The following is a 12,765-nucleotide window of genomic DNA, read 5'->3' on the forward strand; positions in this document are numbered from 1 at the left end:
TACAGTCTGTAATATGTAAAAAAATAACTATGTTTTTGTCGGTTTATTTTTGGTTTAAAGCAGAGTTTTTTGGAGGAGAATGGATGTAGCCATTTAAATGAGCCATTAGGGTGTTTTTTAAGTTTTTTAGGTCATGGTGATTTTTGGATGACAGGTGAAAAACAAAGCACTCAAAATTATTAGAAGCAGCACAGGAATTTGAGGGGAAGGCCTAAGGGTAAAAAGCCGGAGATGAGCATTTATTGATTCGGATTGAACTCTTTTTTTGCCTGCTTCAATGTCGGTCTTAGTTTGGACCAGTGTACCAAGAATGATTTTTAATAATGATAAATAATGCTAAATACATGGGATTAAGTTTTACTAAACTTACAAGGATGGCCCTGCTGGCAGTATTAATACTGTCTGTTTCTTTATTGGAGGCGTTGGGTCAGCAAGCAAATGTTACCGGGCAGGTAACAGGTGAAAATGGGGAGTCCATTCCAGGAGTAAATATTCTGGTTAAAGGGACTACTCAAGGTACCTCTACGGATATAGAGGGGAAATATCGACTAAATTTACCCCAAGGAAAAAATGTCTTGGTTTTTTCTTTTCTTGGCTATAAAAGCCAAGAGGTTATAGTGGATGGTGAAAAGGTGATTGATATTCAACTTTTGCCTAGTCTTAGTACAATGGATGAGGTGGTGGTTGTGGGCTATGGCACAGAGCGAAAGCAAAGCGTCACTGGTGCTATTTCTCAGATTGATGGTGAAGATCTTTTAAAAGCACCAATGGGAAATGTGACCAATCTCTTAGGTGGACGTGTGCCGGGAGTCATTAGTTTGCAGCAATCAGGCCAGCCAGGAGCAGATGCATCTAGCCTTTTGGTGAGAGGCTCTTCAGCTAAATATATTGTCGATGGGGTTCAGCGGAGTTTTTCAGAAATAGATCCAAATACAATCGAAACAATTTCTGTTCTTAAGGATGCTGCAGCAGCTTCGGTTTATGGTTTGGATGCCAATGCGGTAATTATCATCAATACAAAAAGAGGAAAAAAAGGAGAGTCTCGTATTTCTTTTACAGGAAACCATGGGGTCAGTTCAAATGCAGTAATGCTGGAAATGCTAGATGGCCCTGGATATGCCTATTGGTATAATAAAGCCCGGGAAATGGATGGTGATGAGCCTGTGTTTTCTTCTGAGCATGTAGAAAAAATGTTAAATGGGGATCCAACTGATGGTTGGGGAAATACCAATTGGTACGAAAAAACTTTTGGATTGGGAAAAACAAGAAGCTACAATGTCAATGCAACTGGGGGGACAGATAAAATCAGGTATTTTGTTTCCTTGGGGAATTTTAATCAAGATGGAAATGTCGATGGCTTCACTTATAATAGACTTAATTTAAGATCCAATATTGATGCTGAAATTGCCAATAATCTGGAGTTGACTTTTAATGTGGCAGGAAGGATAGAAGATCGTAAAAGACCAGGTTATTCCGCTTCGCCGGGAGATTGGAACAATATTCCACAGCAGGCTTTGAGGGCACATCCCTACGTGCCAGAAACCTATGATGGCTTTCCGGTGTCAACCCGTACATCCAGTTCCTATATCAATCCATTAGCCGCATCCTCCTTGACAGGATACAATAATTCTAAAGTGAACGTCATTCAGACCAATTTGTCATTGAATTATAATGTTCCTTTTGTAAAGGGCTTGAGCGCTAAGTTTATGAATGCTTATGATGTTTCCTATCAAATGACCAAGTCTTTTTCCACTCCTTACTACACCAATGTGGCCACTGTGCCTACTTCTACGTCTGGAGATATCAGTTATTCTTATGCCCCTGATGCTAGAGGAACTACTGCGGGTTTAGCAGAAGGGCTTTCACATTATGCCTATTGGGTTACGAATACTAGCTTACAGTATGAAACAACCATAGAAAAGCATCATATCAATGGGATGGCCCTGATGGAAACCGTTCAGCAGGATGGAAATAATTTTGCCGCTTACGGTTATGGTTTTGATATCTATGAACTGGATGAGTTGAGTTTTGCTAATCTGGATGATCGCAGGAATATCTCAGGAGGTAGCTATCAGCAAAGGAAAGCAGGTTTTTTAGGAAGGCTTGGTTATGATTATGCGGACAAATATCTTTCTGAATTTTCTGTAAGATATGATGGTAGTTATGTCTTTGGTGGAATGGTAGATGGAAAAAGATGGGGCGTATTTCCTGCAGCATCTTTAGGCTGGAGAATATCCGAAGAGAATTGGTTTCTTCCGAGATCTAATATCATCAATAACCTGAAATTAAGAGGAAGTGTTGGCTTGACAGGAACCTCCCAGATAGGTCCTTACTATTACCTCAATACCATGTCTTTTTTGAACACTCCAGCAGTTGTTTTGGGTGGAGAGCCTCAGAATGGTTTACTTACCTCCAGACCTGCTAACGTGAACCTGACATGGGCAAAAGCATTGCAGTATAATGGTGGCTTTGATGCGACCTTATGGAATGGCTTCTTGTCCATGGAAGTGGATGTTTTTTATAAATACATTTTCGATATACTCAGTTCGGTAGATGCTACCTATCCTGATTCTTTTGGAGGTTATGTTTACCAATATGAAAATAATAATGAGCAAGACCACAGAGGTTTTGAAGTTACGCTTTCCCACAAACAACAGCTAGGAGAGTTTTCCTACAGAATTGGTGTGAACGGAACTTATACAAAAAGGAGATGGCTCAGGTATGGTGATTCGGAAAATACCCCAGACTGGTTGAAACTGACAGGCAAGGAAGTGGGTGCTCAAATGGGCTTCATATCAGAAGGCCTTTTCCAGAATCAGGAAGAAATTGATAATTCTCCATTGATCGAGGGAAAAGCAGTTCGACCTGGTGATATCCGCTATCAGGATATTAATGGTGATGGCGTGATTTCATATGAACAGGACAGAGGGTATATAGGCAAATCTTCTTATCCAAAATTTGTAGGAGGATTTACCTTTGATGCTTCTTGGAAGCAGTGGGATATTGCTCTTTTGATGCAAGGAGCTTTAGGACGTGATGTCGCCTTGACTGGGGTTTATAGTGGAGGTATAATGGATCATACCTCCATGACGAGACCTTTTTACCATGGAGGGAACAGTCCTACATATTTGCTGGAAAACTCTTGGAGGGAAGATAATCCATCAGGAGAATTCCCTAGACTTTCTTTAGTGCCGGCAAGCTCAAATAATGCATATTCATCCACTTACTGGTATCGAAATGGAGACTACCTAAGGGTGAAAAGCCTTCAAGTTGGATATAGCTTTCCCAACAAATGGATGCAGTCCATTGGTGTGAATGCGCTTAGGTTGTATGCAGAAGGCCAAAATTTATTTACCTGGAGTAAGTTGACCAAGTATAATATAGATCCAGAGCAACCAGGTGTTTCCAATGGGTACTATCCTCAGCAAAGAGTGATTTCCGCAGGTCTGAAATTGACTTTCTAATTTTTAAAGGATGAAAACGATGATAAAAAAAATATATGCTATTGCAGCTGCCCTGACCATATTGGGCTTGGTAAGCTGCGAGGACTTTCTCGAAACTACGCCTACTGACAGAATTTCGGATAAGGTTGTCTGGGAAGATAAATCGAATGTAAACTTATACATCAATGGATTTTATCCCTATTTGGACCGATACGGGAATTTTGGTTCTTCCCAGTTTAGTGGAAACCTTACAGAGGGCTTGACAGAAACCTTAAAGTATGGTTCGTATGTACCTGGAAGCCGTGCAGGAGATGCCAATATGTATGTGTTTACTCCAGAGTTAATGTCAGCCACAGGTAATCTTTTGGGAACCTGGGGAGAAACCTACGAAAGAATCAGGAGAATCAATGAATTTTTGGACGGCTTGAACAAATATTCCCAGTTGGAAGAGGAAGATAATAGTCTTTTTGCTGGACAAGCCAGATTCTTCAGGGCTTTTCTCTATTTCCAATTGGCCAAGCGGCACGGAGGAGTTATTCTTTATACTGACATGAATTTGGAAAAGAATAAGGATCGTTCCTCAGAAGAGGCTACTTGGGATCTGATAGAAGAAGACTTGGACTATGCAGCAAGCGTGCTACCTGTTAGTTGGGAAAGTAATGAGAAAGAGAGGATTACCAAAGGGGCAGCACTGGCCTTTAAATCTAGGGCAATGCTATATGCAGAACGTTGGGAGTCAGCCAAATTGGCGGCTGATGCGGTATTGGATTTGGATATTTATGGCCTCATGGATAATTATGAAGATTCATGGAAAGGTGGAAATGAAGAATCCATACTAGAGTATAACTATCTGGTAACAGGCCCCAACCATTCTTTTGATACCTATTATGCTACTTTTGGAGAAATTGAAAATCAGGGAGGAAGCGGTACGCCTACTCAGGAAATGGTGGAGTATTATGAAATGTCAGATGGTTCCGAGATGGATTGGTCCCCATGGCATGCAGAAGGAGGTATCCAACAGCGTCCTCCCTATGAGGACTTAGAACCTCGTTTTCAGGCCTCTATTCTTTATAATGGTGCCACTTGGAAAGACAGGGTATTAGAGAATACCGTGAATGGTACCAACGGAAGATATATGGCGTATAGAGAGGATACTTATGCAAAGGGCCGGACGACCACAGGCTATTACCTGAGAAAATTCCTCGATGAGAGCCATAGGGATTTGGTGACTTATAGAAGTACGCAAACCTGGGTAGAATTGCGTTTGGCAGAAGTTTACCTCAATCGAGCCGAGGCTTCTTTTCATATGGGCAAAAGTGGAGATGCCATTCAGGATATCAATATTGTAAGGACTAGACCTGGAGTGGGCTTGCCACCCAAAGAAGGCTTAAGTGGGGATGATCTTTTTGAAGCTATCCGCCAGGAAAGAAGGGTAGAGCTGGCTTTTGAAGGTCACCTTTACTGGGATATGAGAAGGTGGAATCTAGCATATGAGGAATATAATGATTATCGGGTTCATGGTTTTAAAATAACAGGGGCTGGAGATGGCCTTCATTTTGAATATGTAGACTGTGATCTTCAGGATAGAAAATTTTTAGAAAGAACCTATGTATTGCCTATACCTTATAGCGAGTTAGCCAATAATTCAGCCATCGAGCAATACGATGAATGGAAATAAACCAAGACGTAAGATGAAAAAACATAATATCATTTATATGCTGGTCATTCTATTGCTTGTGATAGGATGCCAACAACCAGATGAGCTGTTGCCACCAGTTTCTAGAAATGGAATCAATAGTATTACAGCCACTTTTGAAGATGGAACAGGAGAGTTTATAGGTTATTTTGAAGAGGGGAGCAATGAGATTATAGTTCCTATTCCATATTATTTTCCAATAAGCAGTAATCAGGAAGTGACAGTGGAGCAAATGAAACGGATGCGCGTAAGTGCCAATTTGGATGATAATGTAACTATCAGTCCTTCTCTTTTGTATTTGGATCTAACCAGGGAAAATAATATTACTGTTACAGATCAGCGAAAAGAAAAGAAAGATTATGTCGTCAGAGCTGAGGTGAGAAAAAGTTCTGAAGCACATATTGAAGAGTTTAGTTTGCCAGAGTTAGGGTTGGCCGGGGTAATAAATGAATCTACCCAGACCATTTCATTAGTCGCCATAGGGGAATTGGCTCCTGCAAAGGCAGAATTAAGATTATCTTATCATGCCAGCATTTCACCAGACCCTAGGGAAGAATTGATTGATTATAATGGCGAAGTCCAGTTTACTGTTACAGCACACGATGGACTTACTAAGCAAGTTTATACTGTAAAGAAAGAAGTGCCTGAAAAATTACCATTCGGGATTAGATCTGGTAGTGCCAAATTAATGTTTGCAAAACAGCTTAATGTAGATTTGGGTATTGGTGTGGATCACTTAAGTGGAGGACTTGCGCTTAGTGGAGATCATATAGTAATCAATACAAGAGGTACCAATAGTGTTTATCTCAATGCAAAAACAGGAGAAAAAGAGGGTGAGATAGACTTAGGTGGAATAAAAGGTTCACTTACTAATTTCTATAGTACTTCTGATGATGCTGGAAATATTTTGGTTTGCAATCTGGCTCCTAATTCCGGGGCATTCAAGGTTTATACTATTTCATCCGTTGAAGATAATCCAGAATTGTTCCTTACTTGGGATGGGGGCGTTCCTATAGGCCGAAAACTATCTGTTCAGGGTAGTCTTGATGGAGATGCAATCATTACCGCTCCAATTTTGCAAGCTGGCCAACAAATAGCAAGATGGCAGGTCGAAGGGGGGACACTGGTGTCCCAAGAACCAGAAATCATTACTATGGCAGGTCTGGAAAAGGGCTGGGGAACCAATAGTGATGTAGTATATAGCTCAGGTAGTGATCTTAATTCGGACTACTTTGTGGCATCCTATTCTGATAACACATTTGCTTGGGTGGATGGTACTTCAAATACTGTAAGTAGTAAGCTGGATGCTATTAGTGCTAATTTTATTCCAAATGCGGTAGATTACATTGCCTTTAATAACTCTAGCTTTGCGACTTTGAACTGGGTAAACAGTTTTACATGGGGAGCAGCAGATGCGGTTTGGTTATTAGATGTTAGCAACGAGAGTGATTTTTCAGGAAACCTATCCAATAAAACTTGTCCTGCCGTAGTATGGGAGGCACCATTGAATACCTATGGTCCAAACGCTATAGGCGCCCCAGCAAACCTAAACGGTACTGGAGATGTGATACTGAAAGTATCCGAAGATGGCTATTATCTATACCTATATTTCATGTTTACCAACGGTTATGTAGTGGGGTATCAGTTTGATTGTATTGATCTTTAGTAAAAAAGAGCATGGAGCAGCTAGCTGCTCCATGCATTAAAACTAATGTAACAATGAGGAATTATAATTCAATAACTCCCTTATTATTTGTTTTACTTTTGCTAGTAGCCTCTGGTTGCGGGGAAGGTGAAGAGAATGATTATGATTGGGAGTGGGAAGAAGAGAAGAAAATAAAGAATCAGGATAAACCACGATTTATTTGGATTGATGCAGCTGCTAATTTTCCTGATTTTGCAAATAGCAGAGAAAATATTGCTAGGGACTTGGCTTTGGCAAAAGAAGCAGGCTTTACCGATATCGTAGTTGACGTAAGACCTACATCTGGAGATGTTCTATTTGAGACCGATGTGGTTGACCAAGTGAAATGGTTGGGAGCCTGGCTGTCTTCTGGCTACAGCAAAATTGAAAGGACTGCTACTTGGGATTATCTTCAGGCCTTTATTGATGAAGGTCATGCATTGGGCTTAAAAGTGCATGCAGGAATTAATACTTTTTCAGGTGCTGTAAGAACAAGTATCGGAGCACAAGGAATGCTTTATCGCGAATCCAACAAAAAGGAATGGGCAACCTCTTTACTTACGGAAAACGGAATAGTAAATACGATGGATTTATCTGATAATGGAGCGGTGTTTTTTAATCCATCCCATGAAGAGGTACAAGCTTTTTTACTGGATCTTTTGGCAGACTTGGCTGCTTATGAAGAGTTGGATGGGATTATTCTTGATAGAGGCCGTTACGACGGTTTGGATAGTGATTTTTCAGACCTTAGTCGCACCAAATTTGAGGATTATCTGGGTTTTAGTTTGTCCCATTTTCCTGAGGAAGTGATGACTTATGATTTAGTGAAATCTGGGCTTTCAGCAAATAAACCGGACTATTTTCATAAATGGTTGGAATATAGGGTGAAAGTGATTCATGATTTTATGGAAAAAGCCCGAACCAAAGTAAAGTCTATCAATCCAAAAGTGCAATTTGGTGTATATGTGGGTGCTTGGTACTCGGTTTATTATAATGTAGGGGTCAATTGGGGGAGTCCTGATTATAATATTGGTACCAACTATTCTTGGGCAACGGCAAACTATAAAAACTATGGCTACGCAGACCATATGGATATCATCATCATCGGGGCCTATGCTGCTCCTACTCGGGTTTTTGGAAATAATGAGTGGACCATACAAGGATTTTGTTCTCAAGCCATGAATAAGGTAAAAGGAGATGCCTTGGTAGTGGGCGGGCCTGATATTGGAAATGGAGAATGGGCCAATACCAGTGACGAGCTGACAGGGAAAGCTATTGTAGAATCTGTTGCTGCCTGTATGGATGCATGTGATGGTTACTTTTTGTTTGATATGATCCATTTAAAACAGAAAGGGCAGTGGGGGAAGGTCAAGGAAGGAATTGACCTAGCAATCAGTGAATAGGTAGCTTACTTTATCAAATAGAGTACTGTAAAGGGCGTGCTCAACAGGCTGGCAATGTCATAAATAATGTATTTATGATATTGTCCCAATTAATTTGTGGTAGAAAATAGGGCTGTAAAAAAGATTAATGAATTAAACTAATAGCAATGAAAGTAAGTGTATTCCTATTATTTATATGGGCAGTTTCTGTCAATTTGGCTGTAGGTCAAAACATACAAGATATAATTTCTGAAAAACTTATAGCAACAAAAAGAGGGGACATAGTGAATTTAGAAGGCTTTTTGTCAGAAGACTTTCCTAAGATGAATTATGATAAAACAATGATTCCAGGGCCTCAATTTATTATATCGGACGATCCCGAATATATCCGAGTTCCCGAGGCTATTGCCATGCAAGAAAGAGTTGTTCCCGGCGCTGTAAGATTATATGTGTATAATGTGAATGGCGTGAAGGAACCTCAGAAAATACCAAGAAAGATCTCCGCTGTAATAAAGAATCTTGGTGAAGAAAATATGCATTTAAGAATGCTTAAATATTCTTCTCAAAGACCCAGTGCAAATTATTTTAAAATCGGAAAAGAAGGTTTATATGATTACTTCTTGTCCAAAGAATTGAATAATGTTAGGGTGATCAAACCTGGGGAGGTAATAGCTATTGATGATAAATTAGAGAGGAATATAGTACAATATGATGAATTGGTTCATGGTATTTATGAGTTTGTGGTGGACCAGCCAGGAATGATCAGTGTGCTTCAGACTTCACCAGAAAAGGAAGGTCCTGAAGCATACGAAGATATTGATACAATAATTCCTTTCAGCCATGGAAATGCAGGTCGTGGTATATTTCCTGTTTCGAACTATCAAATTATTTCAAGAGATACAGTGGATACCAAAAATGGGACTGTTCAGCTTGTTGTTGCAGATGGAAAAGACGATCCTTGGATTACGGGGACGATAGGTAAGGAAAAGGAATTTGCGCAGAATGCCGGAAATTATGGGGTAATGTATAATACGAATATTAAATGGAAAAGCACCGAGGGAAAAGGCTTGGCATTAATTACATGGAATGCTCGGTCAGGAAATAGTCAATGGTGTGGAGGGATGGCAATGACCATGCAATTATCCGATAGAGAAGGAAACAAAACGGTTGTCCAATATCCTTCCAATCAGTTAGTGACAAGAGGTGCCCCTGAAGCTGTTTTACTTCAGATCTATGAGCCAGACCCGTCAAAAGAGGTACAGGAGATTAATTTTACTTATTCACCTCCCGGTGCCTCTTGTTTACCTACACCTTTGATTTTGGTGCCCATAGACCTTTAGTAATTAATAGGGAGATTCTTTGTGGTTATTGTTTTTGTGGCCCTGATTAAGGCTTGTGCGCCCAAATCAGGGCCAAGCATAGAGTTAAATTTATCGAAAAAGATGGAGAAAATCTTACCTAACGATTTTTGCATGTGTAGGTTGTTCTAAATTTTAGAAACGAGCGTTTAAGAGGGTAAATGCAAGTGACCAAGTGGCCAATGAAGAGAAGCAGGGCCAGGAAGGAAATATTGCTGTGTTTGGGGCTGAATGACTATTTAGTTCCCTCCTTAAGGCTTGGGAGTTGGGTCAGTTTAGATGAACCAATGCGTCCAGTCGTTTTACTTCAATGCTTTTGTTCAGAAGATAATAAATCTGAAGGGGAGTAGAAACTGATAAAGAATGGTTTTATAAGATTTTGTTGCGAATTTGCTATTAGAGGTCATGTGATAGAAGAAGTATTTGTGGATATGGAATTAAGAAAAGATGAAGCTTTTGTTGTCATAGATGAAAATGATCTTATCAATGTCTATAATCAAACTACCTGACTGAATTTTAAATTAGGTGAAGAAATAGGGATCATATCTTATAATGAAACGTCATTAAAACAACTGTTGGGGATTTCAGTTTTTTCAACGGATTTTGAACTTATGGCCGAATCTGCAGCCTATATGTTAAAAAACAAGATAGAAACTGTCCAGAACTATTTTGGATTCATAAATCGAGGTTCATTCTGATAGGTGGAGATTTTAGGTGAACTCCCCATGTTTCAATGTATGAAAAGTGCTTTCTGGTTTAATAAAAACTAATTTACTAAGGTGGATAAAAGAGGTCTTGTCTTTTTGCTTAAATTAGATTAACTGTTATAAACGTATTTGAAGTAAACAAAAAGGATATAGTTTAATAGATGAATCATGATTGTGTTTTATCATTTCTTGATAGCAAGATGTAGTTTTGTATTTGTAATAAAATTTACATTTTGGTAAAGGGATGACGGTGGTCAGGTTTGGTACAGTAGCGCTCTAAGATTGCCTTTGGGTACTATATGTATCGGTACTGTTTTATAAAAAGCACAAATTCTATTAAAAATATAACTTTCAGGATTATAGGATTTCATCTGCTTCCTTCTGTTTTTTTGAAAGATTGGTCCTTGTATACTCAGTGCTTCTCTGTCTCTTTTTTCGGTAATAATACAAAATGGCCGCAATGCCATTGACAAGTAAAAGCCCAAATAAGGTGTTACCTATTGGCGCCCACCCACTATCACCTGTAAAGAACAAGGATAGGAGAACCTTCCCAATAAGGGTGACATTCAGAATAATAAGCCCCCATTTCAATGAATGTTTCCAGAATGCTGTTAGGATGGCAAGGATGAAAAGAAACATGAACAAAATGGCTACTATGGCCGAAAGTGGCTCACTGAGCAATTTTTTTTCAAATTCAAGAACCTCTTGCATTTGCTGGTTTATTTCAGTAGGAGGCGGGAACCAGACCATGCTGCTCATCATCACCATGAAGGTAATAATGGTCGACGATAATTTACGCCTATAAGCGAAATAACATATCAGTATTAAAAAAACCGGGCGGATATACCAACTTAAGGGATTAAGGTGCCTTTGAAACGCCCAATCCAAAAACTCATTAAACTCCATAATTATTTGTCCATTAAATCTATAAACTGCTAAAAATAACCATATTAATTTCAAGCAACTTAGTGATTTTGCCTATCTGTTTGAAAGGTAAGTTTTCATTTATAAAGTGTAAATCCAAATAATAAACAAAGTTGATAGGTAATTAGGAAAGAGCCGAATTTCGGTAGGTGAATTTTAAAGTGGATTATGGTTTACACCCGCTTTATAGGGGGGAAAGGTCATTTTATTAAAGTAAGTTGTTCATGATTAAATAATTAAGGTTGTTGATTTAGTGGGTATTACGCTATTAGTATGATCATCCAATTAGATGATTATTTGTTTTTTCATCATTTTCTAAACCACAATTTTTAAAAGGTATGCCCTTAGGAAATTGATCAAGGACTTGATTAATGCTTTCTCTTGTCAACCAACTGGATCTTTATTCCTTACCGAAATTAAATGGCACACAAGAGGAGTGGATGGATTATGTTGGTCATAACTTATCATTCTATTTATATTTTTGGTATTCCTTTAGAGATAATAATGCGTTCTTTTATGTCTTATTTTACCAGAGTCAATACTCCTATCCATGACCATCACACTGGTCAATTGGAAACTCTTTGGTATTGTTCTTGAACTTTGAAATACCTGACTAATGGAAAAATATCGGGCTGTTGACAAGGAAAAGCTCTTGGATTGGTTTTAAGGCCATGTTCTTTTCAAGTTGATAATGTGAAATAGAAATCAAATGAAGTCCTGAAGGAATTCAATGTACATTGGCGGACAGCTGGTGTACGGTGACGAGAAATATTTGAATTTCGAAAACAAGGAAATGTGATTTTCTAACAAATGTTTAAAAGTTTGATTTCATGAAATTTTCACTTTTTGTTTTTCTATATCGAAATACAAGGAGCTACTTTATTTTGAATACAAAACATCTATAACGACCATGAGAAATTATTTGATTTATGCTTTGGGGCTTATGACCGTGGGGTACTTTTCCTACCAGTATCCTTTGTTCTCTTATGCTTTACTGTCTTTAATGGCCATACTTTTTGTTTATATATTATTAGCAGGAATTGTTCAGCTGTTCAGGAAGCATTTGGATGGAAAATGGTTTTATTTTCCTTTGGCAATTTTTTCCATCCCTATTTTCGGACTACTTATAGGATTGTTGAGGCCTTTACCAGATGCGATTATCCCATCCGATGATGTAAGCAAAAAGCTGGAATATGCATATAGTACGGATCAGGGGGATAGAAAGAATCTTAAATTTTTCTTGCCAACTTATAGAGCGCAAATGATAAAAAGAGACAGTATCAGGTTGGTACAGGTCAGAGATTTAAAAGAAAGAGGTAAGATAAATAAATCAATGGATAAGTTTCATGCGGCTTTTGTCCTGCACCATAACCACATAAAGGACAGTGCACTTTATCGGATGGCACATACCCTTGCGCATGAAGCAGATGCTGATAATGCAATGGAAGGCAACCTACAGGTGGAATGGCTTAAGAAAGCTACATATGATCGTTGGATGTTATCTATTGGAAAAGCACAAAAATATAATACCCAGGGAGGCATAAGTTTTGAAGTTCAGTAAATATGAAAAA

The 12,765-nt window shown here is 38.8% G+C and carries 7 protein-coding genes; 6 read left to right on the forward strand and 1 reads right to left on the reverse strand.

All coding sequences use genetic code 11. From position 1 onward, the window contains the following. Positions 1 to 374 precede the first annotated feature (374 nt). The 5 genes from KMW37_RS10950 to KMW37_RS10970 all read left to right on the forward strand — a co-directional run bounded on the left by KMW37_RS10950 (position 375) and on the right by KMW37_RS10970 (position 9,545). On the forward strand, positions 375 to 3,464 hold the full coding sequence (locus KMW37_RS10950) for a SusC/RagA family TonB-linked outer membrane protein (protein ID WP_215224665.1): 3,090 nt from the start codon (positions 375 to 377) through the stop codon (positions 3,462 to 3,464). A 19-nt stretch (positions 3,465 to 3,483) separates the two neighbouring features. Further along, entirely contained in the window at positions 3,484 to 5,121 is a 1,638-nt protein-coding gene (locus tag KMW37_RS10955; RefSeq protein WP_215224666.1) for a RagB/SusD family nutrient uptake outer membrane protein, read from the forward strand. Positions 5,122 to 5,134: 13 nt separating this feature from the next. Then, a complete protein-coding gene (locus KMW37_RS10960) occupies positions 5,135 to 6,805 on the forward strand; it encodes a DUF5018 domain-containing protein (RefSeq protein WP_215224667.1) in 1,671 nt (556 codons plus the stop codon). A gap of 53 nt (positions 6,806 to 6,858) precedes the next feature. Continuing rightward, positions 6,859 to 8,226 (forward strand): alpha amylase family protein, encoded by a 1,368-nt coding sequence (locus KMW37_RS10965; protein WP_215224668.1) that lies wholly within the window; start codon positions 6,859 to 6,861, stop codon positions 8,224 to 8,226. A gap of 146 nt (positions 8,227 to 8,372) precedes the next feature. Further along, positions 8,373 to 9,545, forward strand: coding sequence for a hypothetical protein (locus KMW37_RS10970; RefSeq protein ID WP_215224669.1), 1,173 nt, complete (start codon positions 8,373 to 8,375; stop codon positions 9,543 to 9,545). A gap of 1,082 nt (positions 9,546 to 10,627) precedes the next feature. On the opposite strand, the gene KMW37_RS10975 is transcribed toward KMW37_RS10970, so the two are convergent. Continuing rightward, positions 10,628 to 11,176, reverse strand: a complete 549-nt coding sequence (locus KMW37_RS10975) for a hypothetical protein (RefSeq protein WP_215224670.1) — start codon at positions 11,174 to 11,176, stop codon at positions 10,628 to 10,630. A 928-nt stretch (positions 11,177 to 12,104) separates the two neighbouring features. Here KMW37_RS10975 and KMW37_RS10980 point away from each other — a divergent pair. Then, positions 12,105 to 12,755, forward strand: coding sequence for a hypothetical protein (locus KMW37_RS10980; protein WP_215224671.1), 651 nt, complete (start codon positions 12,105 to 12,107; stop codon positions 12,753 to 12,755). The last annotated feature ends 10 nt before the right edge of the window (positions 12,756 to 12,765 follow it).

Source organism: Echinicola shivajiensis (genome assembly GCF_018642165.1).
GTDB lineage: Bacteria > Bacteroidota > Bacteroidia > Cytophagales > Cyclobacteriaceae > Echinicola > Echinicola shivajiensis.

What these genes read in the sequence shown, in the direction of transcription:
- KMW37_RS10950 (WP_215224665.1), top strand. Translation starts at nt 375, where the DNA reads ATGGCCCTGCTGGCAGTATTAATACTGTCTGTTTCTTTATTGGAGGCG.
- KMW37_RS10955 (WP_215224666.1), top strand. Translation starts at nt 3,484, where the DNA reads ATGATAAAAAAAATATATGCTATTGCAGCTGCCCTGACCATATTGGGC.
- KMW37_RS10960 (WP_215224667.1), top strand. Translation starts at nt 5,135, where the DNA reads ATGAAAAAACATAATATCATTTATATGCTGGTCATTCTATTGCTTGTG.
- KMW37_RS10965 (WP_215224668.1), top strand. Translation starts at nt 6,859, where the DNA reads ATGAGGAATTATAATTCAATAACTCCCTTATTATTTGTTTTACTTTTG.
- KMW37_RS10970 (WP_215224669.1), top strand. Translation starts at nt 8,373, where the DNA reads ATGAAAGTAAGTGTATTCCTATTATTTATATGGGCAGTTTCTGTCAAT.
- KMW37_RS10975 (WP_215224670.1), bottom strand. Translation starts at nt 11,176, where the DNA reads ATGGAGTTTAATGAGTTTTTGGATTGGGCGTTTCAAAGGCACCTTAAT.
- KMW37_RS10980 (WP_215224671.1), top strand. Translation starts at nt 12,105, where the DNA reads ATGAGAAATTATTTGATTTATGCTTTGGGGCTTATGACCGTGGGGTAC.